This is a genomic window from Enterobacter cloacae complex sp. Mu1197, from assembly GCF_040059225.1.
GTDB lineage: Bacteria > Pseudomonadota > Gammaproteobacteria > Enterobacterales > Enterobacteriaceae > Enterobacter > Enterobacter quasiroggenkampii.
The window spans coordinates 1752064-1776871 of the sequence record NZ_CP157375.1 but is presented as its reverse complement, the minus strand read 5'-3'; the positions used below and the strand labels follow the sequence as shown (position 1 = coordinate 1776871).

The following is a 24808-nucleotide window of genomic DNA, read 5'->3' as shown; positions in this document are numbered from 1 at the left end:
CGAATGAGGAACAACTTATGAACACAACAACAACTCCCCATGCTGTAAGCCGCTGGGTGATTTTTATGCTGGCTCTGGGGGCTGGCTTCAGCGTGGCATCAATCTATTACGCGCAGCCCCTGCTGCCGCTGATGGGTGCTGACCTGCATCTGAGCATTGAAGGTATGGGCCTGGTGCCAACATTAACGCAGGCAGGCTACGCGCTCGGCATCCTGTTCCTGCTTCCTCTGGGCGATCGCCACGACCGCAGGACGTTAATTCTGATCAAAAGCGCGGCGCTGGCGCTATTTCTTCTCGGCTGTAGCCTGACCGGGCAGATCCATTCTCTTCTGCTGGCAAGCCTGCTCATCGGCATGGCCGCCACCATGGCGCAGGATATCGTCCCCGCCGCGGCCATTCTCGCACCGGAAGGTAAACAGGGGAAAACCGTAGGCACGGTAATGACCGGACTGCTGATGGGTATCTTATTATCCAGAACCGTAAGCGGCGTGGTGGGCGAAGCGTTTGGCTGGCGCGTCATGTACCAGCTGGCGGCGGCGAGCATCGCGTTCATCGGGGTGATGATGTGGTTTGTGCTTCCCCGTTTTGCCATTCACTCCACGCTGAGCTACCCCGCGCTGATGCGTTCGATGGAGCACCTGTGGCGTCGTTATCCGGCACTACGCCGCGCGGCGCTGGCTCAGGGCTTCCTGTCGATTGCCTTTAGCGCCTTCTGGTCAACGCTGGCGGTCATGCTGCTGGAACGCTACCACCTGGGTAGTGCCGTCGCAGGTGGTTTTGGTATTGCCGGTGCCGCGGGTGCGTTAGCTGCCCCACTGGCGGGAGGTCTGGCGGACAAACTGGGGGCAGGAAAAGTCACGCAGCTTGGTGCCGTTCTTGTGACCGTCTCTTTCGCCCTGATGTTCCTGATGCCCGCATTGGGCGTTCATGGACAGCTGATGCTGATCGCCATCTCTGCCGTCGGGTTCGACCTGGGCCTGCAGTCCAGCCTGGTCGCCCACCAGAACCTGGTGTACAGCCTAGAACCGCAGGCGCGTGGTCGTCTCAACGCCCTGCTCTTTACGGTGGTCTTTATCGGGATGGCGCTGGGATCCGCGTTAGGCAGCAATATCTACTCGCTGGCTGGCTGGACGGGTGTGGTCGCACTGGCCACCGTCTGTGGCGTCATTGCGCTGGCCATCCGTCTGATAGAAAGCGCGCGTGTCGCCTCCGTACCGGCGGAAGCCGCATAAAAAAATGCCCAATCCAGACGGATTGGGCAGTAAAACATGCCCAGTTTCAAGGCATGTTCCAAGAGGTCAAGATGTTATTTGTTCAGCTGGAACAGAGACATGCCCTGCATATCGCTAAACGCTTTATAAGACGCCTGCAAGGCCGCCTGCTGCATGGTGTAAGAGGAAATCGCTTCGTTCCAGTCGACATCAACCAGGTCGCTCATCTGCTTGGTCTGACCCAGCGCGCGGTCATCGCCCAGCGTATCGAGTTTTTCCAGCTCGTTCATCTTGGTGCCCACATCCGCAACGACCGTCAGAATATTGTTCTGGGCGTTTTTGATGCCGATTTGCGCATTGGCAATCACCTGGCTTTGCGCCGTTGCGGCAGCCGGATCGTTCTCAATCGGCGTCTTCAGTGACGCAATCGCAGAATCCAGGATTTTGAACATGTTCGTCTCGCCATATCCACCGCCCGGCAGCTGTTCCGCATTACTGGTAATGCTTTCGAAGATTTGCTGCCCGGTATGGCTAATGGCCATATTACGCGCCGTATCAACCTGCTGCGTGATGGCCTCAGCGCCGCCGTTATAATCCCCGGTCGCGGCATCAAACGGTGCGCTCTCGGTTTTGTATCCCGCAAAGATAAAGCGACCATTACCATCCGTTGTGTTGGCCAGGTTCATAAGCTGATCGCGGATCCCCTGAATATCGGTCGCCAGAGAAAGACGGTCGTCATCGCTTAATGTGCCGTTCGAGGCGTAAACGAGCTTCTCGCGCACGCTTGAGATCGCGGTGTTCACCTGAGTTAACACGTTATCTTCCAGCGAGACTTTTTGCGTGGCGAAGGTACGCGCAAGCGCGAACTGGCTATTTTGCGACTGCGATTGTGACAGAACGATGGCCTGCGACGCGGCGATAGGATCGTCCGACGGACGGTTGACGCGCTTGCCGGTGGACATCTGTTCACCGTAGCTCAGCCATCTGCTCTGGGAATCGGTGATCCCACGCATGTTCTGCTCATACATCATCTGGGTGCTAATACGCATTGTTCACCTCAACCTTAACGAATGTTGATAATTGCATCGAAGAGCGTACTGGCAGTCTGGAGAACCTGGGCGTTCGCCAGGTAATACTGCTGATAACGCTGCAAATTGCCATACTCTTCGTCGAGGTTTACCCCAGAGATGGTCTGCTGCTGCTTGATTAACTGCGTCTCCACGTTGGCTTTCGTCTGGCTACTCACCTTCAGTGACGCCGTTGAGCTACCCACGGTACTGACGAGAGAGGCATACGCATCGTTGAAGGTTTTGTTGCCCCCCACGACTTTCGCGTTTTGCAGATCGAGCAGTTTCTGGCCGTTACGGTTATCACTTTCGCCGCCGTTCTGCACTGACGCCATCGCCAGTTTGGACTCGTCGCTGATCGCCAGATCCATGTTCATGATGACGTTGGAAACCGGCTTCACGGTAAAGCTGTCTTTGGTATTTGCTGTGCCGCTCACGTTGACGTTAAGACCATCAAACGACAGATTGCCGCTGGCATCCGGGCTCATCGTAAAGCTGGTTTTGTCTGATGTACGGGTGATCGTCCAGTCAGTGCCGTTGAACTGCAGCTTATAGTCTGTCGCCTGGACCTGTTTGCTGTCCGTCACAGAGGCCGTAACAACCGCCGATCCGCCGTTCTTGCTGTTGGACAGCACCGCCGGAGAACCAAAGTTGAACAGCTTACCGCCCGCATCACCGTTAGCGTCAAAACCGGCTTCATGCTGCGTGTTCATCGAATCGGCAAAGGCCAGCGCCATCTGGTTCAGGGTATTACGGGCTTTATCCAGATCTTCCGTACGGAAAGTCAGTAAACCGCCTAATGAACCGGTGGTGATCATTTTTTCCGGGATCTCGACGTTCCCGGCCACATCATCGACATAGGCCACGGTAGTACGGGCCGGATCGGCACTCGACTTCACGGCAGCCAGCTGGTTGGCTTTGCTGCCCTGTACCAGGCTGTAACCGTTGCCGAAAGAGATGTTAAACGTGCCGCTATCCTGGACAGAGACTTCCACGCCGACGATTTTGTTCAGCTCATTGACGAGCTGATCGCGCTGATCAAGCAGATCGTTAGGCGATGCGCCCGCGCCGACGCCGGTCAGACGGGAAATCTGATCGTTCAGATTGGCAATCTGTTTGGCATAGTTGTTGATCTGAGAAACGCTGGTGCTAATCGCGGTATTCACCTGCGTATCCTGGTCGCGAAGATACTGATCGTTGGTTTTAAACTGATTGACCAGACCGCCCGCTTTACCCAGCACCGTCTGACGTGCCGCCGGGTCTTCCGCGTTGCTCACCAGCGTTTGCAGACTCTTGAAGAAGTCCTGCAGCGTGGTGGAGAGCGAGTTGGTGGTATCGGAGAGCACGTCGTCGATTTTTGACATCTGCTGGTAGCGCGTCGTCAGGCCGCTGCTCTGCGTCTGCGCGGCGCGCAGCTGGTTGGTGATGAAGGCGTCATACTCACGCTGGACACCGGAGACATACACCCCGTTACCCACCCAGCCACCGCCGGTCAGCGTGCTGTTAGATGCGCCCAGCACCGTGGTCTGGCGGGTATAGCCTGCCACGTTATAGCTTGAAATATTATTACTGACGGTATTGAGTGCCGACTGCGCAGCACTGAGGCCACTCATGGCGCTGTTAATCAAACTGGACATGGGGGTTCCTTTTATACGTTCAGACACGAGTCCTGATGAAGGTTATCGGCAACCTCCACCGGGACTTGAGAACTTTCAGAACAGATTTTCAATATCTGTGCTATAGGCTTTGCTGACCTTCTCGCCCATTGATTTCAGCTGCTGGATCATGCTGGTGAGCTTACGCGCATAGTTCGGGTCGGTCGCGTAGCCCGCGTTTTGCAGCGCCTGAGCGCCCTGCTCCGCCGTCGCCGCCTGCGTCACGGCGGTATAGCGCGGATTTCGGCTCAGCAGGCCAACATAATCGGACAAGGCTTCCAGATACGAGCTGTAGACGCGGAATTTGGCTTTCACCTTCACCGCCGCACCGTTCTCGTATTCCGTGGTCGTGATCTCCGTGGTTGGCCCCTTCCAGCTGGAGGTAGCCTTCACGCCGAAGATGTTGAAGCTCGGCTCGCCGTTTTCCTTGCGGATCTGGCGCTGACCCCAGCCCGACTCCAGCGCGGCCTGCGCCAGAATCAGGTGATGCGGCACGCCGCTCTGTTCGCTGGCAAGACGCGCAGGTAGAGAAAGCTGAGCCAGGAAGTCTTTGCTGTCACCGGAGAGCGGCTCATCGCCGCTGCCCGTGGCTTTCGGCATGGCTTTACGCACCATTTGCGTCAGAGCCTGGTTCTGATAGCTGGTCACCGTTTCCAGGTCGAATTTCATCGGTACCTGCTGCGGCTGATCCTGAGGCTGAATGCCCTGCGCGGCTTCGGTCTGCTTGACAATCATGTCAGCCAGACCGAGGCCTTTCCCGGCGGTCATCTGCTGCGCAATCTGCTGGTCATACATGCTGGTGTAGAGACGCGTTGAATCACTGCTGAACATCCCGTCTTTCGGCAGGGTTTCGCGCATGCTTTTCAGCATCATCTGTACAAACATCCCTTCCACCTGGCGGGCGACCGGGCGGATATTCGCCGCCGGGTCTTTTCCTGCTTTGGTTTTCAGTTCGTTGAGCGACTGGGCGTCCCAGGCTGCACTGGTCAACAGTTTGCTATCGGTCAGCATTAGATGATTTCCAGTTTGGCGCGCAGGCAGCCCGCGCTTTGCATCGATTGCAGGATGGACATCAGATCCATCGGCGTTGCCCCCAGGGCATTCAGGGCACGAACCACGCTGTTCAGGTTGGCGCTGGAGCGCACGCTTTGCAGTGACCCGCCGCTCTGGCGCATATCAATCTGCGTTTGCGGCGTCACCACCGTCTGACCGCCACCAAATGGCGTATTCGGCTGGCTCACGTTCGCGGAGCGGTTTACCGTCACGGAGAGGTTCCCCTGCGCCACGGCGCAGCTGTCGAGCGACACTTCCCGGTTCATGACCACCGAGCCGGTACGGGAGTTGATGATCACCTTCGCATCCTGGACCGGAACGTTCACTTCCATATTCTGGATATCGGCCAGCATACGCACCTGGTTGCTGCTACCGGTGGAGGTGCGGATCTGCACGGTGCGCGCATCGAGTGCCGTTGCATTACCGTAGCCGCGGCTGCGGTTGATGGTATCGGCAATCTGCTGCGCCATCGTGAAGTCTTCATTATTGAGCTGCAGGTTGATGGTGTTGCCCGCGCCAAACTGGGTCGGCAGTTCACGCTCAATGATCGCCCCGTTGGTTATCCGTCCACCGTTAAGCTGGTTCACCTGCACGCTGCTTCCGCCTGCGGATGCTCCCGCACCGCCGACCAGAATGTTCCCCTGCGCCAGCGCATAAACCTGGCTGTCGACGCCTTTCAGCGGGGTCATCAGCAGCGTACCGCCGCGCAGGCTTTTGGCGTTACCCATTGAGGAGACCACCACGTCAATGGTTTGTCCCTGGCGCGCAAACGCCGGGTAGGACGCGGTGACCATTACTGCCGCCACGTTTTTCAGCTGCATGTTAGTTCCCGCTGGCACGGTAATGCCGAGCTGGGAAAGCATGTTGTTCAGGCTTTGGGTGGTAAAGGGGGTCTGGGTCGTCTGGTCACCGGTACCGTCCAGCCCCACCACCAGGCCATAGCCAATCAGCGAGTTTTCACGCACGCCCTGGACGCTGGTGAGATCGCGAATACGGTCAGCTTGGGCAAAGGTAGCCACCAGCGCGAGCGCCACGGCGAAGATCGATTTAAACATGGGTCACCTCGCTTACATCGGCGATAAATTAAGGAAGAAGCGCTGCAGCCAACCCATATTTTGCGCTTCATTGATATAGCCGTTCCCGACGTACTCAATGCGCGCATCCGCCACCTGAGTGGACGGAACGGTGTTGGTGCCGCTGATGGTGCGAGGGTTAACCACGCCCGAGAAGCGAATGAATTCAGTGCCCTGGTTGATGGCGATCTGTTTTTCACCCACAACATGTAGGTTGCCGTTAACCAGTACCTGGTCAACCGTCACCGTCAGCGTACCGCTGAAGGTGTTGCTGGCATTCGCGCCGCCTTTACCGTTAAAGGTGTTGCCGCCAGAGGCATCGACATCAGCACGCGCGTTGCCGAACAGTCCCTGCAGGTAGCGTGGCACGGTGTCGAAGCCAAAATTCGTTTTGCCATCGCGGCTGGCGTTCGCCGACGAGCTTTTGCTCGCGCTGACGTTTTCCTGCAGCACAATGGTCAATGTATCGCCGACGTTACGTGGGCGGCGATCTTCAAACAGCGGCTGATAGCCGTAATTAATCGGCTGCGCGGTCTGGAAAATGGAGCCGTTTACCACTGGCGCAGGGCCAGGAACGGGTTGGGCAGTCGTCGCACCCTGGACCAAAGGTTTAGACGGGATCCAGGCACACCCGCTGAGGGTGACGGCCAGAACAGTCAGTATCGGATAACGAAACGCCGCGTTTTTTTGCATTGCCTTCATCTTCGAAAACAGGGAGCCGGCGCGGCGTTTACCGCACCGGGCTACACCTTAGAGTTGCGTCAGTTTCTGCAGCATCTGGTCGGTCGTCGACACTGCTTTACTGTTAATTTCATACGCGCGCTGGACCTGGATCATATTCACCAGCTCTTCCGCCACGTTCACGTTGGAGGTTTCAACATAGCCCTGATACAGCAGGCCCGCGCCGTTCAGGCCCGGGGTACTTTCATTTGGCGTACCGGAGGATTGCGTCTCGGTGTAGAGGTTCTCACCAATGCTTTCCAGACCGGTATCGTTCATGAAGGTGGTCAGGTTGAGCTGCCCAACCTGAACCGGCGCGGCCTGCCCCTGCTGGGTTACGCTGACCACACCGTCACGACCGATGGTGATGCTCAGGGCGTTCGCCGGGATGGTAATCGCAGGCTGGACCTGGAAACCGCCCGCCGTCACCAGCTGGCCGTTCTGATCGACCTGGAACGAGCCGTCGCGGGTGTAGGCAGAAGTCCCGTCAGGCAGCTGCACCTGGAAGAAGCCCTGGCCTTTGATCGCCACGTCTTTGCTGTTGTTGGTCTGAGACAGGTTGCCCTGACTGTGCAGACGCTCGGTAGCCACCGGACGAACACCGGTACCGATCTGCAGACCCGATGGCAACGTCGTCTGTTCAGAAGACTGCGCCCCCGGCTGGCGGATGGTTTGATAAAGCAAATCTTCGAAAACGGCGCGCTGACGCTTGAAACCATTGGTGCTGACGTTTGCCAGGTTGTTGGCAATCACGTCCATATTGGTTTGCTGGGCGTCCAGGCCAGTTTTCGCGATCCATAAAGAACTGATCATAAGGAATCCTGTTAGCTCATAGCCAGAAGTTGGTTAGCCTTGCCCGCGTTTTCATCCACGCTGCTGATGATCTTCATCTGCATTTCAAAGCGGCGGGCGCTGGCAATCATGTCGGTCATGGCTTCGACCGGCTTGACGTTACTGCCTTCCAGGACGCCGGACATCACGCGGATGCTCGGGTCGGCCTGTAAGGTGGCACCCCGCGTCGCCTGCGCCGCCTGGGTCAGACGGAACATACCGTCGTCGCCGCGCTGCACCTCTTTGCCTTCCGCTTTGACCAGCTTCAGACGACCGACGGGCGCAACGGTATTGGCCGGGTCGCCCGGGTTGAGCGCCGAAATGGTGCCGTCCGCAGCGATAGTCAGCTCAGAGCCTTCCGGTACGGTCAGCGGACCCGCTTCCCCCATCACCGGATGCCCCTGAATCGTCAGCTGGCCCGTCGCGCTCACCTGGATGTTCCCGTTACGGGTATAGCCTTCACTGCCGTCCGCCGTTTGCACCGCCAGCCAGCCGTCCTGCTGCAGAGCAACGTCCAGCGGGCGTGAGGTGTAATCCATCTGCCCTGGCGTCATATCGGCGCCAGGGGTCGATGCGGTCACCAGTGTACGGGTCGGCAGGGAAAGCCCTTCTACCGGCACCGCGCGCAGCGCATTAAGCTGCGCGCGAAAGCCCGGCGTTGAGGCGTTTGCCAGGTTGCTGGCGGTAACGGCCTGCTGATTGAGCGTCTGACTTGCTGCGCCCATCGCGGTATATATTGCGTGATCCATTGCGCTTTCCTGTTAGCCGCTTAACGCAGGTTAACCAGCGTGTTGAGGATCTGGTCCTGGGTTTTGATGGTCTGCGCGTTCGACTGATAGTTACGCTGCGCGACGATCATGTTCACCAGTTCTTTACTCATATCCACGTTGGAAGCTTCCAGCGCGCCGTTGGTCAGCTTGCCAAAGTTACCGGTGCCTGCGGTACCCAGCAGCGCCACGCCAGAGGACTGGGTGGCAGACCAGACGTTGTCGCCTTCCGATTTCAGACCTTCGTTGTTGGCGAAGTTTGCCAGCACGATCTGACCCAGAACCTGAGACTGTTCGTTAGAGTAGCTTCCCACCACGGTGCCATCGTCGTTGATCTGGTAGCTCACCAGATCGCCTGGCTTGTAGCCGTTCTGATTGGTTGCCACCACGCTGTTCGCGCCGGTGTTCTGCTGCATGGAGTTCTGGAAGCTCAGGGAGAAAGTCGCCGCCGTCGCACCGCTGACAGAGCCCGTGGTGATGTTAATGGCCGGCGTGGCGTTTGGCGTTGCGCTCAGCACACCCGCCGCGTCGTAGTTATACACACCCGCCAGGTTGCCGTTCGCATCAAAGTTCATCTGCGCCGCTTTCGTCGCAGCAGAACCCGCTACGCTGCCGTCCTGAGTGTAAAGATCCCATTTATTGTCAGCCGTCTTAACGTAGTAGACGTACATGTTATGGGCGTTACCCTGGCTGTCGAATACGGTCACGGTCCCTTTTTTGTTGTAGGTATCCGGGTTAGTCGCATCGAAGGGAGCGGTTTGAACAGGATCGGTTGAGTTCAGGTTGATCTGCTGCGTCGCGGTGGTGGTCGATTTCGCCGCCATCAGGGTATTCGGGATGGTAATTGCCTGAGGGTTCGCACCGGTCTGAACGGTAGGCGGCGTTCCCGCTACCGGGTAGCCCGTCAGCTGCATGCCCTGCATGTTCACCAGCGTACGGTTTTCATCCAGCTTGAACTGGCCGTTACGGCTGTAGAACACAGAGCCGTTGGAGTCGACCATACGGAAGAAACCGTTCTGACTGATGGCAACGTCCAGACCACGACCGGTGTTGGTGGTGGTGCCGTCGCTAAAGTCCTGAGTGATGCCCGCAACTTTCACGCCCAGGCCGACTTTGGAACCGGCAAACATGTCTGCAAAGGATGCAGAACCGGATTTAAAACCATAGGTCGCGGAGTTGGCGATGTTGTTGCCAATGACGTCCAGGTTGGTGGCCGCAGCATTCAGGCCGCTGACCGCTTGAGAAAAGGCCATGACTTACTCCTGATAAGTGTTAAGGCTTAGATAATCTGCCGAACTTCGTCGAGTGTGGTGGAACCAGAGGTTCCCAAATCCAGTTTGTTGCCGTCGCTTCCTTTAATCACGCCCTGGACCAGCGCGAACTGCAGCGGCTGCGCTACCAACTGGGTCGTCCCGTTGCTGGCGCTGATTGCCACTTTGTAGGATCCGTTTGGTGCTTTGGTGCCGTCGGTCAGGCTGCCATCCCAGGTAAAGGTGTGAACGCCCGCCTTCAGCTCGCCGATATCAATGGTGCGAACCACCACGTTATTGGCATCCGTGATCGTTGCCGTCACCTTCTCAGCCGGCTGCTGGAGCTCAACGCCAAACGGCGTGGTCGTCGTGGTGGTATTGCCGTCGGTGGTGCTGGTGCCTGCCAGAATCGTGGTTCCCGGGATCATCACCCCGTGACCAATCAGGCTTGCCGCCTGCAGAGACTGGGCGCTGTTAATCTGCCCAGAGACGGAACCGAGGGTGGTGTTCAGTTTCTCAATGCCGCTCACGGTACTGATCTGCGCAAGCTGCGTGGTCAGTTCGTTGTTCTGCATTGGGTTGGTGGGATCCTGGTTCTTAAGCTGCGCCACCAGCAGCGTCAGAAAGCTGCCCTGAAGGTCGGCGGCGTTACTCCCCGTCAGGGAGTTAGAACCTGTCGTACTCTTTGTGTTGTTAACACCCGAGTTCGTAGGATCATTCACATTTACGGCGATGGACATGCATGTCTCCTTTACTGGCCGAGAGTGAGTGTTTTGAGCATCATGCTCTTCACGGTATTAAGCACTTCGACGTTGGCCTGGTAGCTACGGGAAGCCGACATGGAGTTCACCATCTCACCCACCACATCCACGTTTGGCATCTTCACGTATCCGCTGGCATCCGCAAGCGGGTTACCCGGCTCATACACCAGCCTGTCCGGCGCCTGGCTCTCTACTACATCAGAGACCTTCACGCCGCCCGTCGCCGCGCCTGGCGCAGCATCGACCTGAAAGACAACCTGTTTGGCACGATAGGGCTGGCCGTCGGGTCCGGTGACGCTGTCGGCGTTCGCCAGGTTACTGGCGGCCACGTTCAGGCGTTTGGACTGTGCGGTTAACGCCGAACCGGCGATATCAAAAATATTCAGCAAGGCCATCTATCAGTTCCCCCCCTGCAGGACGTTCATCATGCCTTTGATTTGTCCGCCGAGTACGGTCAGACCCGTCTGGTATTTCAGGCTGTTGTCGGCAAACTGGGTACGCTCCCGGTCCATATCCACGGTGTTACCGTCGAGTGAGGGCTGATCGGGAATGCGATAAAGTAAATCGGTCGCTGGCGCGGTCATCGCCTGAGCAGGAATATGGCGAGAGGATGTCATGGCAAGTGCAACACCCGTTCCTTCGGCACGTCCACGCTCCATCACCTTTTTGAGTTCACTGGAAAAATCAATATCGCGCGCCTGATACCCCGGGGTATCGGCGTTAGCGATATTGGCGGCTAAAATCTCCTGCCGCTGGGCGCGTAAGTTGAGCGCTTCCTGCTGAAAACGTAACGCGGCGTCGAGTTTATCGAGCATGTCTCCTCCGCTGATGGCAAAATTTCAGTTCACAGCTTAAATCTCACCCGGTCTCCCCTATCGACGGAATAAGCGCAAAATGCGTCGCTATTTATTCCGTTGATGCAAAACCACTGCAGGTAGAATTCGTTCAACTCTGGAAACGGTGGAACTTGCGATGCAAACGTTAAAACGTGGTCTGGTGGCGGCTCTCTTGCTGTTAAGCCCTCTGGCGCAGGCTGAAGGGTTACAGGATCGGCTAACGGCTTTTTTTGCTGAAAAACTGGCAGGCTTTAGCGATGACGTGACCGTTACCGTGCGCACGCCACCGAATCTGTACCCGACGTGTGACCAGCCGTCCTTCAGCGTGGTGGGGTTCACAAAGCTTTGGGGGAATGTGAACGTGCTGGCACGCTGCGCCAACGAAAAACGCTATTTACAGGTTGCCGTTCAGGCAACGGGCAATTATGTTGTCGCTGCCGTGCCCATTGCGCGCGGCAGCGTGCTGCAGACAAACAGCGTGACGCTGAAGCGCGGCCGTCTGGATCAGCTGCCGCCACGCACCATGCTGGATATTAACCAGGCACAGGACGCCGTCAGCCTGCGCGACGTCGCGCCAGGCCAGCCGATACAGATCTCCATGCTGCGTCAGGCATGGCGGGTAAAAGCAGGCCAACAGGTGATGGTGGTGGCCAACGGAGATGGCTTTAGCATCAACAGTGAAGGGAAAGCGTTGAACAATGCCGCGGTGGCGCAAAACGCCCGCGTCAGAATGTCCTCAGGCCAGGTGGTGAGCGGAACCGTCGATGCTGATGGGAATATTCTGATTAACCTATAATCTTTTTAAAGATTTCGCGGCGCGTGCCGATAAATATTCCACTAATGATGATGTCAGGCGCAAACGCCGCGAACCCTCGATGAGGACAACACTATGAGCATTGATCGTACATCAGCCCTGAAGCCGGTAAGCGCTGTACAACCTCGCGAAACGAATGACGCTACGGCGCAGAAAACGCGTCTGGAAAAACCGTCAACGTCCAACAGCACCAGCGTGACCCTGAGCGACGCACAGGCAAAACTGATGCAGCCGGGCAGCAACGATATCAATATGGAACGTGTTGAAGCGCTGAAAACAGCTATTCGTAACGGTGAGCTGAAAATGGACACCAGCAAAATCGCTGACGCCCTGATTCAGGAAGCACAGAGTTTCTTACAGAGTAACTAACCGTATGAGTCGACTGTCAGAAATACTGGATCAAATGACGGTTGTCCTGAACGACCTGAAAACGGTAATGGACGCTGAACAGCAGCATCTCTCTTCCGGTCACATCAACGGCAGCGCGCTGCAGCGTATTACTGAAGACAAAAGTTCGCTTCTGGCAACGCTGGATTATCTGGAGCAGCAGCGACGCGCTGAGCAGGATCCTAAGCGCAGCGCCAATGACGATATTATTGAGCGCTGGCAGACCATTACCGAAAAAACCCAGCACCTGCGCGATCTTAACCAGCATAACGGCTGGCTACTGGAAGGTCAGATTGAGCGTAATCAGCAGGCGCTTGAGGTATTGAAACCGCATAAAGAAACCGGACTGTACGGTGCGGATGGTCAGACAGCGACTGCACGTATTGCGGGTGTGAAAAAGATTTCGATTTGACGCTAAAGCGACAAATTATGCAGTGGGGAGCACCCTAAGGTGAACTCCCCTTTTGGCGTTTATGCCGTCCGGCGGGCAAACTCTTTGACTTTGAAACCCAGCACCGCGAGCGTGGCAAAGTACGCCACCACCCCGACGCCTACTACGGCCATCAGCCGCATCAGACGATAAGGCATGGTACCCAGGGACCATTCCGGCATCACGTACATCATGCCGAGCAGCGCGGCAGACATCACCAGTACCGCAACGATCAGACGCGCCAGGAAACGCCCCCAGCCCGGCTGCGGCGTGAAAATATCCTGCTTGCGCAGCTGCCAGTACAGCAGCCCGGCATTCAGACAGGCCGCCAGACCAATCGATAATGACAGGCCTGCATGCTTCAGCGGACCAATAAACGCCAGGTTCATCAGCTGCGTCATAATCAGCGTCACGATGGCAATTTTTACCGGCGTTTTGATGTCCTGACGCGAATAAAAGCCCGGCGCCAGCACTTTCACCACGATCAGCCCCATCAGTCCCACCGAGTAGGCAATCAGTGCGCGCTGGGTCATGGCGGCATCGAAGGCGGTGAACTTCCCGTACTGGAAGAGCGACACCGTCAGCGGTTTGGCCAGAATACCCAGCGCCACCGCGCTTGGCAGGGCCAGCAGGAAGCAGAGACGCAGGCCCCAGTCCATCAGGCGGCAATACTCATCATGATTACCGCTGGCAAAGCTTTTCGACAGCGACGGCAGCAGGATGGTCCCCAGCGCCACGCCCAGCACCCCGGATGGGAACTCCATCAGGCGGTCGGCATAGTACATCCAGGAAACCGAGCCGGACACCAGGAACGAGGCAAAGATGGTGTTGATAATCAGCGAGATCTGGCTGACGGAGACGCCGAGAATGGCGGGCCCCATCTGCTTGATGACGCGCATCGCCCCGGCATCTTTGAGGTTGATGCGCGGCAGCACCAGCATGCCGATTTTTTTCAGATGCGGCAGCTGATACGCCAGCTGCAGCACGCCGCCCACGGTGACCGCCCAGGCCAGCGCCAGTACCGGCGGGTTGAAGTGCGGCGCGGCGAACAGGGCAAAGCCGATCATACTGACGTTAAGGAACGTCGGCGCAAACGCCGGTACAGAGAAGCGGTTCCAGGTGTTGAGGATCGCCCCCACCAGCGAGGCCAGCGAGATCAGCAGAATATAAGGGAAGGTGATGCGCAAAAGCTGCGAGGTCAGAGCAAACTTGTCGGCCGTATCGGCAAAGCCGGGCGCGGTCACCATAATCACCCAGGGCGCAGCCAGCATCCCGAGGACGGTCACCACCGCCAGCGCCAGCGTCAGCAGGCCGGAGACATAAGAGACAAAGACGCGCGTTGCGTCCTCGCCCTGCTTGCTTTTATATTCCGCCAGGATCGGGACGAATGCCTGAGAAAACGCCCCCTCCGCAAAAATACGACGCAGCAGGTTCGGTAATTTGAACGCGACGAAAAAGGCGTCCGTGGCCATCCCTGCACCAAATACCCTTGCCACAATGGCGTCGCGCGCAAAACCCAGCACGCGGGAAAACATGGTCATCGAGCTGACGGCCGCCAGCGATTTTAATAAGTTCATTAACGTGAATTTCCAGAACCATACGGATTTCCAGGACGGGCAAGCGTAAGCGCCACCCGGCAAAGCCTACAAGCGGCGCTTAGTCTACCCGGATTTCAACGAATTACTATCCGCAGATGTTACAGCGAGTTATTCACTCATGGCCTCGCGCCAGAGCCTTTCCACAACGCGCTGCGCCATGATGGCCTGCTCGCCGGACGTTTCAGGAACCGTCTGATTTTGCACGCAGGAGATGAAGTGACGGGCGCAACCGGCAAAACCGCGCTGTTCAAGCGTGCTTTGCCAGCCAGGGGCAGGTAGCGTCACCACGCCGCTGCCCTTCTCCTCCCGCCATTCACGCATGTCGGTAATGTCGTACAACGCGCCGTCGGTGACGGCCTGGACGCATTCTCGCTGGCTGCCTGCACGACGATGCATACTGGTGGTTACCTGCAGATGGTCAATCGAGAAATGATGTTCGGCGTAGACCATTTCACCCTGCTCGTTCGTCAGTAGCGTGCCACTTTGCAGCTGCGCATTGCCGCTGGCGAGCCACAGCGCCGTATCCACAACGTGCAGATAGTCATCCAGCAGCGTGAAGCGCAGATCGTTCGGCCCGATGCTGTCTGTGCGGTGTTTATCCATCCGCAGCGAGGAAAGCGTGCCCGACTGTGCCTTAAGCTTTTGGTAAAGCGGTGCGAAGCGGCGGTTGAAACCCACCATAAGCGTCAGTTTTTTACGCGCGGCCAGTTCAATCAGCCGCTCGGCATCCTGAACATTTTCAGCCAGCGGTTTGTCCACGCAGACGTGAACCCCCACATTGAGCAGTTCACTCACCACCTGATAATGGGTTGCCGTTGAGGTATGGACAAAGACCGCATCGCACTCGCGGGCCAGATCCTGCAATGAGGCAGCATACGGCATGCGCCAGGTTTCGCAGATACGTTCTGCCTTTTCTCGGGTGGGTGACCATGCCCCTTGCAGGGTCCAGTCCGTCGCCGCACCTAAAACAGGCAGCCAGGCTTTTTGTGCGATACCGCCCAGCCCCACCACGCCTACGCGTAATTTTTTCACCGTCAGTCTCCCAAATGTGCCAGCAAGGCATCCAGACGCTGTTTCAGCCCTGCGACCTCGTCTTCCAGCGCCTCTACGCGGGCAACCAAATCGTCATCTCCAGCATTCATATCGGTTGCGCTGGATTTCACTGAAATATCAACGTCACCGCTGAACAGATGCATATAGCGGCTTTCACGCTTGCCCGGCTCGCGCGCCAGACGTACCACGTATGGGCCGTCTTCTCGAGAAGCCAGCCCTTCCAGGGTCTGCTCGACCTCCTGCATGTCGCTGAACTCATGCATGCGGGAAGCACGGGTGCGCAGTTCCCCCGGCGTCTGCGCCCCGCGCAACAACAGCGTGGTGATGACCGCCACTTCCGCACTGCTCAGCTTCAGGTCGCCAAATTCGGAGTTACAAAAGCGCTGTTCATATTTGGTCACGCGGTTGCCGAATCCGCTGACGGTGCGCAGATAGTGGCGTTTTACCAGGGCGTCCAGCACCTCCTGAACGTCATGTTCACTGAGGTTCATCACCGGCTCGCGGTTGGTTTTCTGGTTGCAGGCCATGGTCACGGCGTTGACAGAGAGCGGATACTGCTCCGGCGTGGTGACCTGTTTTTCGAGTAAGCACCCAATCACGCGCGCTTCTGTACCGTTTAGCTGATACTTCATCTTTTCTCCTTAACGACCTGCAGTCCAGTCCCGGGTGGTTAATGCCGTCAGAACGTGGTCGCGCCACTCTCCGTCTATCAGCAGATAGTCTTTGGCGTAACCCTCTTTCTCGAACCCTAAACGCGCCAGCAGATTTCCGCTGCGCTGGTTATGCGGCATATAGTTCGCCATAATGCGATGGATGTGCTGCGTGCGTTGCATATAGCGGATCGCTACCGTCAGCGCCTCGTACATCAGCCCCTGTCCCTGCCATTTCTGACCGATGGAGTAGCCAAGGTAGCAGGCGTGAAACGATCCCCGCACCACGTTTGAAAAATTGGCGATCCCGATAATCTCTTTCTCTTCAGGATCCAGCAGCGCGAAATAAAACGCGCTGCCCTGCTTGTGAAATTCCGTAATCATGCTGAGGCGCGCCTGCCAGCCGGAAGGGTAACAATGGCTCTCATCCCGAACGGGTTCCCAGGGTTTTAAAAACTGGCGATTCTCGGCGTAATAATCCGCCAGACGCCAGGCATCACGCTCATGCACCAGACGAACGACCAGCCTGTCCGTTGTCAGACGCACTTTTGGCACATTACTGCGATAGCCAAACATCGATACCACTCCTTCCCGTCACTTCAGCTTACCCATTAGCTTTACTATACCTGCGCCTGCGCCGTCTGTGAAAACAGTGACATACCATTTTCACCTCTTTTCTCACTTTTCGATGAGAACTCTCTATCAAAGCACCCTTTTGATAAAAAAATATTGTCGCGTTCAGGGGTGGGAAAAAACGCGGCGACACCGCAGAATGTTAGCGTGCTCACCATCTTATTTTCCCTGGAGGGAAAATGTCCCGCGTATCACAGGCCAGGAGCCTGGGTAAATATTTCCTGCTCGTCGATAACATGCTGGTCGTGCTCGGCTTTTTTGTCGTTTTTCCGCTTATTTCGATCCGCTTTGTCGATCAGATGGGCTGGGCGGCACTCATGGTCGGCATTGCCCTGGGGCTACGCCAGTTTGTCCAGCAGGGCCTGGGCGTCTTTGGCGGAGCCATCGCCGACCGCTTTGGTGCTAAACCGATGATCGTAACCGGTATGCTGCTGCGCGCGGCAGGCTTTGCCACGATGGCGGTCGCTCAGGAGCCGTGGCTGCTCTGGTTCTCCTGTTTCCTCTCCGGTATCGGGGGCACGCTGTTCGATCCGCCCCGCACCGCGCTGGTGGTAAAGCTGATTCGCCCGCAGCACCGCGGCCGCTTCTTCTCGATTCTCATGATGCAGGACAGTGCCGGGGCGGTTGTCGGCGCCCTGCTGGGAAGCTGGCTGCTGCAGTATGACTTCCGTCTGGTCTGTGCGGCTGGCGCGGTACTCTTTATTCTGTGCGCGCTGTTTAATGGCCTGTTCCTGCCGGCGTGGAAACTGTCGACGGTGAAAGCGCCGGTCCGGGAAGGGCTTGGTCGCGTCCTGCATGACAAGCGCTTTGTCACCTATGTGTTGACCCTGACGGGATATTACATGCTGGCCGTGCAGGTCATGCTGATGCTGCCGATCATGGTTAACGACATTGCAGGTACCCCTGCGGCGGTGAAATGGATGTACGCCATCGAAGCCTGCCTGTCGTTAACGCTGCTCTATCCGATTGCCCGCTGGAGCGAGCGACGTTTTCGTCTGGAACATCGTCTGATGGCCGGACTGTTCCTGATGACGCTGAGCATGATGCCGATCGGTCTGGTGAACACGCTCCAGCAGCTGTTTACGCTGATTTGTACATTCTATATTGGCTCGATCATCGCCGAGCCTGCCCGCGAAACGCTGAGCGCCTCGCTTGCGGATGCGCGTGCTCGCGGCAGCTATATGGGGTTCAGCCGCCTGGGGCTGGCACTCGGCGGGGCATTAGGTTACGCCGGGGGCGGCTGGTTGTTTGATGCCGGCAAAGCGTTAAATCAACCTGAACTCCCGTGGATGATGCTTGGCGCGGTGGGCTTTATGACGCTCCTTGCCCTGTGGTGGCAGTTCAGCCAGAAACGCAGCGCGAGCGGCATGCTCGAGCCTGGCGCGTAACTTTTCCCTCGGGCGGGCGCCTCTCCCGCCCCACTTCTCAGTTTTTTCTGCTGGTTTCTACCCATTCACGCTGACATACTGGCGTAACAGGACAGAAGCGCCGATTTTTCGTTGAGGAACACTATGAAGAAAATTGTCTTAGCCGCGGCATTGGTTGTCAGCGGTCTGCTGGTTGGCTGTAACCAGCTCACGCAATATACCGTCAGTGAACAGGAAATTAATCAGGCGCTGGAAAAACATAACAATTTCTCGAAAGACATTGGCGTACCCGGTCTTGCCGATGCGCATATCGTGCTCACAAATCTCACCAGCCAGATCGGACGTGAAGAGCCAAACAAAGTCACTCTGGCCGGTGATGCGGACCTCGATATGTCCTCCCTCTTTGGTAACCAGAAAGCCAACATCAAGCTCAAGCTGAAGGCACTCCCTGTTTTCAACAAAGAGAAAGGGGCAATTTTCCTGCAGGAGATGGAGGTCGTCGATGCGCAGGTGTCTCCGGACAAAATGGCGCCGGTTCTGCAAACCCTGATGCCCTATCTGAATCAGTCGCTGCGGAATTACTTTAACCAGCAGCCCGCGTACGTCTTAAGTGAAGACAAAAGCAAGGGTGAAGCCCTGGCGAAAAAATACGCAAAAGGGATAGAGGTTAAGCCGGGTGAAATTATCATTCCTTTCACCGATTAACCTGAAGGGCGCTGCGGCGCCCTTTTTTTTTACGGAAAAGTGTGCAAACGAAAACGTTTCCGCTTATGATTTGTGTCCGGCAAAAACAGCCATCCTAATGACTGATTCCTGACAAGCCGGAGCTTCCATGACTGCACAACCCCAGGTTCTTAAAATCCGCCGCCCTGACGACTGGCATATTCATCTGCGTGATGGTGATATGCTGAAAACCGTCGTGCCTTATACCAGCGGAATTTATGGCCGCGCGATTGTCATGCCTAACCTGGTGCCACCAGTCACCACCGTCGATGCCGCGATAGCCTATCGTCAGCGCATCCTCGATGCCGTTCCTGCGGGACACGATTTTACCCCGTTGATGACCTGCTACCTGACCGATTCACTGGATCCGAACGAAGTGGAGCGCGGCTTTAACGAAGGCGTGTTTACGGCAGCGAAACTCTACCCGGCGAATGCCACCACCAACTCCAGCCACGGCGTCACCAGCATTGATGCCATCATGCCGGTTCTGGAACGCATGCAGAAACTGGGTATGCCGCTGCTGGTTCACGGTGAAGTGACGCATGCTGACATTGACATCTTCGACCGTGAAGCCCGTTTTATCGAGACCGTGATGGAGCCTCTGCGCCAGCGCCTGCCCGAGCTGAAGGTGGTCTTTGAGCATATCACCACCAAAGACGCGGCAGAGTACGTGCGTGACGGCAACGATCTCATCGCCGCCACCATTACGCCACAACACCTGATGTTTAACCGTAACCACATGCTGGTGGGCGGGGTGCGCCCTCACCTCTACTGTCTGCCTATCCTAAAGCGTAACATCCACCAGCAGGCGCTGCGTGAGCTGGTCGCCAGCGGGTTCTCCCGCGCGTTCCTCGGTACCGATTCCGCGCCTCACGCCCGCCATCGTAAAGAGGCAAGCTGCGGCTGTGCAGGCTGCTTCAACGCCCCAACGGCGCTTGCCAGCTACGCAACTGTATTTGAAGAGATGAACGCGCTGGAACATTTCGAAGCATTTTGCTCTCTTAACGGCCCACGCTTCTACGGCCTGCCGGTCAATGACACCTTCATCGAACTGGAGCGTAAAGCGAGCCACGTTGAGGAGTCCATTGCCCTGACGGATGACACGCTAATCCCATTCCTGGCGGGTGAAACCGTAAGCTGGACGGTAAAACGTTAAAAAATCAATGCCCCTTGTTGTCAAACTGATAATATACCTGTATAAATAAACAGTATATTACACAGGGGGCATTTATGCGTATTGAAGTCACCATAGCCAAAACTACCGTTCTGCCTGCCGGCGCGCTTGATGCACTGGCAGGCGAATTATCCCGTCGTATTAACAATACCTTTCCTGACAACGCCGGTGCCGTCACGGTGCGTTACGCCTCGGCAAACAACCTCTCCGTTATTGGTGCCGCAAAAGAAGATAAAGATCGCATCAGCGAAATCCTGCAGGAAACGTGGGAAAGCGCTGACGACTGGTTCATCACGGATTAACACTGCTCCCTCATTGTGTTTTTTTGCCGGGTCGCCCCGGCTTTTTTTTTGCCTAAAAATCCCGTAAGTTCAAATTAATTCGGCATCTTCTTTAAAAATCGTGAACGAGATGGTGTTTTATTGTTCGAACAATCCTAAAAAGCAGAAAAATGTGTTGCCACCTGTTTATTTTTCCCTTCGGAACCCTTATTACTTGGTATACTGAAGTTGCTTTCAGAAAAACATGCATTGAACCTCAAAGCCGTTGTCTTCTAACACGCATTAAGGGGGTTATAATGGAAAAGAATAGTGAAGTCATCCAGACCCACCCACTCGTTGGCTGGGATATCAGTACCGTAGATAGCTACGATGCGCTGATGCTGCGTTTGCACTACCAGACCCCAAATCAACTCAACCGTGAAGAAGCGGAAGTTGGACAGACGCTGTGGCTAACAACAGACGTCGCCCGTCAGTTTATTTCTATTTTAGAGGCAGGTATTGCAAAAATAGAATCTGGCGACTATCAGGAAAATGAGTATAAACGGCACTAAGCTTATGCCCACTTTTCACTCAACAGGCACCCTCGCGGTGCCTTATTTATTTCTCCCTTGTCTAACCCCGCGTTGTTAATTACTCTGCTAACAAAACATCAGTTTACGAGATGCATATGAGATACGACTTAATCATTATTGGCAGCGGATCCGTGGGTTCTGCCGCCGGTTATTACGCGACGCAGGCGGGCCTGAAGGTCCTGATGATCGATAGCCATCTTCCGCCTCATGCGGAGGGCAGCCATCATGGCGATACCCGCCTCATCCGACATGCGTATGGCGAAGGCGAGCGCTATGTTGCGCTGGTGCTTCGCGCCCAGACGCTGTGGGACGAACTGGCGAAACAGACTGAAGACCGCATTTTCGAACGTACCGGCGTTATCAACCTGGGCCCGGCCCATTCTGAATTTCTCGCCGGCGTCGAACGCAGCGCGAAAGCGTTTAATCTGGACGTAGAGAAACTGGACGCGACGGGCATTAGCGCGCGCTGGCCCGAAATTAGCGTCCCGGACGATTATATTGGCCTCTTTGAAGCCCACTCTGGTGTGCTGCATTGTGAAACGGCGATCAAGACCTGGATCGAGCTGGCCGAGAAGGCAGGCTGCGCGCAGCTGTTCAACTGTCCGGTGGACGCCATCACCCATGACGATAATGGCGTCACGGTAACGACCCTTGACGGTGAATATTCCGCGGATCGCCTGCTGGTCAGCGCGGGAACCTGGGTTACCCGCCTGCTGCCCGATCTGCCCATCCAGCCGGTGCGCAAGGTCTTCTCCTGGTTCCAGTCGGATGGTCGTTACAGCGTCCAGAATAAATTCCCGGCCTTCACCGGCGAATTACCCAACGGCGACCAGTTCTACGGCTTCCCGTCAGAAAAAGACGCGCTGAAAATCGGTAAACACAACGGGGGCCAGGCTATCACCTCCCCTGAAGAGCGTAAGCCTTTCGGCGCCTTTCCTCAGGATGGTTCGGAAGCCTTCTCGTTCCTGCGCACTATTCTTCCGGGCATCGGCGGCTTGCTGTATGGCGCGGCCTGTACCTACGACAACACGCCGGATGAAGACTTTATCATTGATACGCTGCCGGGGCATGACAACACGCTGCTCATCACCGGACTGAGCGGCCACGGCTTTAAGTTTGCTTCCGTGCTGGGTGAAATCGCCGCGCAGTTTGCCCAGGGTATTGCACCGCAGTTTGATCTGACGCCCTTCTCCCTCTCGCGTTTTAACGGATAATTCGCCACGGGCGCCGGAGGTCCCGGGGCCCGTTTCATTCACACTGCATTACGGGGCGTTATGCGCAGGATCGTTAGCTTTCTGATGAATAATATTCGCGAGCATTTTATGCTCTATCTCTTATTGTGGGCGCTGTTGGCCATTATTGATTTTGTTTACATTGTATTTTACTGAAAAGCCTTACTGACAATAATTGACGTTAATTTATCTTTATTGAAACTCACCATTTCGCTTGCACGAAGAGATTGAATTAGCGCTAGCGATCCTTTTCAAAATTGCTGAAATAAATAAAATAAAAATCAATAGACAATTATTTCAGTTGCAATATCCCGCCTTCCCGTTCATTTTTACTTTCCGGTTAATTTGAAAATGGACATTCTGATGCAATTGCGTAACTCCTCCCGGCGCTACGGAATAATATCCATAGGTTTGCACTGGATATTTGCTCTTGCCGTCTACGGTATGTTTGGACTTGGGCTCTGGATGGTCACGCTCAGCTATTACGATGGCTGGTATCACCAGGCGCCGGAGTTGCATAAAAGCATTGGTGTCCTGCTGATGCTGGGGCTGGTCTTCCGCGTGATCTGGCGACATATTTCCCCGCCGCCCGCTGCGCCAAAGACCCACAGTAAATTTACCCGCCTCAGTGCAGTCACCGCGCATATTGCCCTCTATGCACTGCTGTTTGGCATCCTGATTAGCGGCTATCTCATTTCGACGGCTGACGGTAAGCCGATTAACGTCTTCGGCCTGTTCGACGTTCCGGCAACACTGAGCGATGCCGGGGCGCAGGCCGACACGGCGGGGGTCATTCACCTCTGGCTTGCCTGGAGCGTGGTGATCCTGTCCGTACTTCACGGGTTTGCCGCCCTCAAACACCATTTTATTGATAAAGACGATACGCTAAAGCGCATGCTTGGCCGCTCGTCAGTTGACTCTGGAGCATAAAATGAAAAAACACCTGCTGGGTATCGCACTGGGTTCTCTGTTATTCACCGCCGGTTCCGCCGTGGCGGCGGATTATAAAATTGATAAAGAGGGCCAGCACGCTTTCATCAATTTCCGTATTCAGCACCTGGGATATAGCTGGCTGTACGGCACCTTTAAGGATTTTGACGGCACGTTCACCTTTGACGAAAAAAATCCCGCGGCCGATAAAGTCAATGTGACGATTAATACGAACAGCGTCGACACAAACCACGCAGAGCGCGATAAACACCTGCGCAGTGGGGAGTTCCTCAACGTCGCGAAATTCCCGCAGGCAACCTTCACTTCTACTGAGGTGAAGAAAGACGGCGATCAGCTGAATATTACCGGCAACCTGACGCTTAACGGCGTAACCAAACCGGTCACGCTTGATGCGAAATTACTGGGTCAGGGTGATGATCCGTGGGGAGGTAAACGCGCAGGTTTTGAAGCGGCAGGGAAAATTCACCTGAAAGATTTTAATATCACAACGGATTTAGGCCCGGCGTCTCAGGACGTGGAGCTGATTATTTCCGTTGAAGGTGTACAGCAGAAATCGTAATAATGTCGCCCGGCAGGCTTTCACCGTGCCGGGCGTTATTATCATTCCGGGTCAGGGATACCCAGTTTGGTATTCAGACGACCGCGTGATTTATTGAAAATCTTGTTGCCGTTTTCACGCCCTGCGCGACGGCGACGCTGCTCTTCTTCCGGCAGGATGCTCTCTTCGCTGCACAGCTCGCTACAGCAGCCGTTAAACTTCTCGGCACAGGCCGGGCACTGAATGAACAGCAGATGGCAACCGTCATTTTTGCAGTTGGTGTGAGTATCACACGGCGCGCCGCACTGGTGGCACTGGGCAATGACGTCGTCCGAAATACGTTCGCCCATACGCTCGTCAAAGACAAAGTTTTTCCCGATAAAGCGTACCGGCAGCCCCTGCTCACGGGCGCGGCGAGCATACTCGATTATGCCTCCTTCAATGTGCCAGACCTTATTAAAGCCGTTGTGCTTCATCCACGCGCTGGCTTTCTCACAGCGGATACCGCCGGTGCAGTACATAACGATCTTTTTATCTTTATGCTCCTGCATCATCTCAACCGCTTTCGGCAGTTGCTCGCGGAAGGTATCGGCCGGGATTTCCATCGCGTTCTCGAAATGCCCCACCTCATACTCATAGTGGTTACGCATATCAATAAACACGGCATCCGGATCGTCCAGCATCGCATTCACTTCCGCCGCCTTCAGGTATTCACCGACGTCCGCCGGGTTAAACTCAGGATCGTCGATACCGTCCGCCACGATGCGTTCACGCACCTTCATGCGCAGCACCCAGAAGGATTTCCCGTCATCATCCAGGGCAATGTTCAGGCGTAAGCCGTTAAGGGCCGGGTCAAACTGATAAAGTACGTCACGGAAGGCGCTGACTTTGCTTTCCGGTACGCTAATCTGCGCGTTAATGCCTTCACGGGCAAGGTAGACGCGGCCGAAGACGTTCAGCGCCGTGAACGCCTGATAAAGCGCATCGCGGGTCGCCTGCGGATCGTCGATCGTGAAGTATTTATAGAATGAGATGGTGGTGCGCGGTTCGGTTTCAGCCAACATACGCGCTTTTAACATCTCATTCGACACGCGGTTGTGTAACACTGGCATGGTGTACAATCCTGGAATCGTTAGAGAGAATGAAAATTCGGTCGGCATCATATAGCAAACAAAACCAAT

At 56.0% G+C, this 24808-nt stretch carries 29 protein-coding genes; 13 read left to right on the top strand and 16 right to left on the bottom strand.

The annotated features are described in order from the left end of the window. The first annotated feature begins 17 nt into the window (after positions 1-17). A complete protein-coding gene (locus ABFV38_RS08390) occupies positions 18-1232 on the top strand; it encodes an MFS transporter (RefSeq protein WP_045910194.1) in 1215 nt (404 codons plus the stop codon). 74 nt (positions 1233-1306) lie between these two features. Here the strand turns inward: ABFV38_RS08390 and flgL are convergent, their stop codons facing one another. The 11 genes from flgL to flgB form a co-directional block, all read right to left on the bottom strand. Next, complete coding sequence (gene flgL / locus ABFV38_RS08385; protein WP_048027417.1) at positions 1307-2260, bottom strand: flagellar hook-associated protein FlgL; 954 nt, start codon at positions 2258-2260, stop codon at positions 1307-1309. A 14-nt stretch (positions 2261-2274) separates the two neighbouring features. Then, positions 2275-3915 carry a flagellar hook-associated protein FlgK gene (gene flgK / locus ABFV38_RS08380; RefSeq protein WP_334762331.1) on the bottom strand — a complete coding sequence of 547 codons (1641 nt, stop codon included), beginning with the start codon at positions 3913-3915 and terminating at the stop codon, positions 2275-2277. Positions 3916-3990: 75 nt separating this feature from the next. Beyond that, positions 3991-4944, bottom strand: a complete 954-nt coding sequence (gene flgJ, locus ABFV38_RS08375) for a flagellar assembly peptidoglycan hydrolase FlgJ (protein ID WP_021240767.1) — start codon at positions 4942-4944, stop codon at positions 3991-3993. Next, entirely contained in the window at positions 4944-6041 is a 1098-nt protein-coding gene (locus ABFV38_RS08370; protein WP_029740346.1) for a flagellar basal body P-ring protein FlgI, read from the bottom strand. Before ABFV38_RS08370 ends, flgJ begins: the two co-directional genes overlap by 1 nt. A gap of 12 nt (positions 6042-6053) precedes the next feature. Beyond that, positions 6054-6752 carry a flagellar basal body L-ring protein FlgH gene (gene flgH, locus ABFV38_RS08365; protein ID WP_008500809.1) on the bottom strand — a complete coding sequence of 233 codons (699 nt, stop codon included), beginning with the start codon at positions 6750-6752 and terminating at the stop codon, positions 6054-6056. A gap of 57 nt (positions 6753-6809) precedes the next feature. Next, positions 6810-7592: a flagellar basal-body rod protein FlgG gene (gene flgG / locus ABFV38_RS08360; protein WP_008500810.1), complete on the bottom strand. Its 783-nt coding sequence runs from the start codon at positions 7590-7592 to the stop codon at positions 6810-6812. Positions 7593-7603: 11 nt separating this feature from the next. Beyond that, a complete protein-coding gene (locus ABFV38_RS08355; protein WP_008500811.1) occupies positions 7604-8359 on the bottom strand; it encodes a flagellar basal body rod protein FlgF in 756 nt (251 codons plus the stop codon). Between the two features lie 20 nt (positions 8360-8379). Beyond that, positions 8380-9630, bottom strand: a complete 1251-nt coding sequence (flgE, locus tag ABFV38_RS08350; RefSeq protein ID WP_235404189.1) for a flagellar hook protein FlgE — start codon at positions 9628-9630, stop codon at positions 8380-8382. Between the two features lie 26 nt (positions 9631-9656). Then, positions 9657-10367, bottom strand: coding sequence for a flagellar hook assembly protein FlgD (gene flgD, locus ABFV38_RS08345; RefSeq protein WP_032650840.1), 711 nt, complete (start codon positions 10365-10367; stop codon positions 9657-9659). 11 nt (positions 10368-10378) lie between these two features. Beyond that, positions 10379-10783 (bottom strand): flagellar basal body rod protein FlgC, encoded by a 405-nt coding sequence (flgC, locus tag ABFV38_RS08340; RefSeq protein ID WP_008500814.1) that lies wholly within the window; start codon positions 10781-10783, stop codon positions 10379-10381. 3 nt (positions 10784-10786) lie between these two features. Next, the gene (gene flgB / locus ABFV38_RS08335; protein ID WP_008500815.1) at positions 10787-11203 is read right to left on the bottom strand and encodes a flagellar basal body rod protein FlgB; all 417 of its coding nucleotides are present in this window, start codon (positions 11201-11203) and stop codon (positions 10787-10789) included. A gap of 157 nt (positions 11204-11360) precedes the next feature. Between flgB and flgA the strand changes: the two genes are divergently transcribed. The 3 genes from flgA (at position 11361) to flgN (ending at position 12837) form a co-directional block, all read left to right on the top strand. Further along, positions 11361-12020 carry a flagellar basal body P-ring formation chaperone FlgA gene (gene flgA, locus ABFV38_RS08330; protein WP_023327100.1) on the top strand — a complete coding sequence of 220 codons (660 nt, stop codon included), beginning with the start codon at positions 11361-11363 and terminating at the stop codon, positions 12018-12020. A 93-nt stretch (positions 12021-12113) separates the two neighbouring features. Beyond that, positions 12114-12407: a flagellar biosynthesis anti-sigma factor FlgM gene (flgM, locus tag ABFV38_RS08325; RefSeq protein ID WP_008500817.1), complete on the top strand. Its 294-nt coding sequence runs from the start codon at positions 12114-12116 to the stop codon at positions 12405-12407. A gap of 4 nt (positions 12408-12411) precedes the next feature. After that, on the top strand, positions 12412-12837 hold the full coding sequence (gene flgN / locus ABFV38_RS08320; RefSeq protein ID WP_008500818.1) for a flagella biosynthesis chaperone FlgN: 426 nt from the start codon (positions 12412-12414) through the stop codon (positions 12835-12837). 59 nt (positions 12838-12896) lie between these two features. On the opposite strand, the gene murJ is transcribed toward flgN, so the two are convergent. From murJ to rimJ, 4 genes are all read right to left on the bottom strand, one after another. Next, positions 12897-14432 carry a murein biosynthesis integral membrane protein MurJ gene (gene murJ, locus ABFV38_RS08315; RefSeq protein WP_048222521.1) on the bottom strand — a complete coding sequence of 512 codons (1536 nt, stop codon included), beginning with the start codon at positions 14430-14432 and terminating at the stop codon, positions 12897-12899. A gap of 129 nt (positions 14433-14561) precedes the next feature. Beyond that, on the bottom strand, positions 14562-15485 hold the full coding sequence (locus tag ABFV38_RS08310; protein ID WP_348959095.1) for a Gfo/Idh/MocA family oxidoreductase: 924 nt from the start codon (positions 15483-15485) through the stop codon (positions 14562-14564). A 2-nt stretch (positions 15486-15487) separates the two neighbouring features. Next, a complete protein-coding gene (locus tag ABFV38_RS08305) occupies positions 15488-16138 on the bottom strand; it encodes a YceH family protein (protein WP_343665775.1) in 651 nt (216 codons plus the stop codon). Between the two features lie 9 nt (positions 16139-16147). Then, positions 16148-16732, bottom strand: a complete 585-nt coding sequence (gene rimJ, locus ABFV38_RS08300; RefSeq protein WP_008500822.1) for a ribosomal protein S5-alanine N-acetyltransferase — start codon at positions 16730-16732, stop codon at positions 16148-16150. A 236-nt stretch (positions 16733-16968) separates the two neighbouring features. On the opposite strand from rimJ, the gene mdtH reads away from it, so the two are divergent. From mdtH to ABFV38_RS08255, 9 genes are all read left to right on the top strand, one after another. After that, the gene (mdtH, locus tag ABFV38_RS08295; protein ID WP_063621367.1) at positions 16969-18177 is read left to right on the top strand and encodes a multidrug efflux MFS transporter MdtH; all 1209 of its coding nucleotides are present in this window, start codon (positions 16969-16971) and stop codon (positions 18175-18177) included. 123 nt (positions 18178-18300) lie between these two features. Then, positions 18301-18861 carry a lipoprotein gene (locus tag ABFV38_RS08290; RefSeq protein ID WP_045910186.1) on the top strand — a complete coding sequence of 187 codons (561 nt, stop codon included), beginning with the start codon at positions 18301-18303 and terminating at the stop codon, positions 18859-18861. Between the two features lie 127 nt (positions 18862-18988). Further along, entirely contained in the window at positions 18989-20035 is a 1047-nt protein-coding gene (gene pyrC / locus ABFV38_RS08285) for a dihydroorotase (RefSeq protein ID WP_348959093.1), read from the top strand. 74 nt (positions 20036-20109) lie between these two features. Beyond that, positions 20110-20355, top strand: coding sequence for a DNA damage-inducible protein I (dinI, locus tag ABFV38_RS08280; RefSeq protein WP_133294159.1), 246 nt, complete (start codon positions 20110-20112; stop codon positions 20353-20355). A gap of 275 nt (positions 20356-20630) precedes the next feature. After that, entirely contained in the window at positions 20631-20885 is a 255-nt protein-coding gene (bssS, locus tag ABFV38_RS08275) for a biofilm formation regulator BssS (RefSeq protein WP_008500827.1), read from the top strand. A gap of 116 nt (positions 20886-21001) precedes the next feature. Then, complete coding sequence (gene solA, locus ABFV38_RS08270) at positions 21002-22120, top strand: N-methyl-L-tryptophan oxidase (RefSeq protein WP_348959091.1); 1119 nt, start codon at positions 21002-21004, stop codon at positions 22118-22120. A 60-nt stretch (positions 22121-22180) separates the two neighbouring features. After that, on the top strand, positions 22181-22294 hold the full coding sequence (locus ABFV38_RS08265; protein WP_032645429.1) for a DUF2770 family protein: 114 nt from the start codon (positions 22181-22183) through the stop codon (positions 22292-22294). Positions 22295-22501: 207 nt separating this feature from the next. Next, a complete protein-coding gene (locus ABFV38_RS08260) occupies positions 22502-23068 on the top strand; it encodes a cytochrome b (protein ID WP_348959090.1) in 567 nt (188 codons plus the stop codon). Between the two features lies 1 nt (position 23069). Then, positions 23070-23648 (top strand): YceI family protein, encoded by a 579-nt coding sequence (locus tag ABFV38_RS08255; protein WP_348959088.1) that lies wholly within the window; start codon positions 23070-23072, stop codon positions 23646-23648. Between the two features lie 41 nt (positions 23649-23689). Here ABFV38_RS08255 and ABFV38_RS08250 read toward each other — a convergent pair whose 3' ends face one another. After that, on the bottom strand, positions 23690-24739 hold the full coding sequence (locus tag ABFV38_RS08250; RefSeq protein WP_008500831.1) for a rhodanese-related sulfurtransferase: 1050 nt from the start codon (positions 24737-24739) through the stop codon (positions 23690-23692). Positions 24740-24808 lie beyond the last annotated feature (69 nt).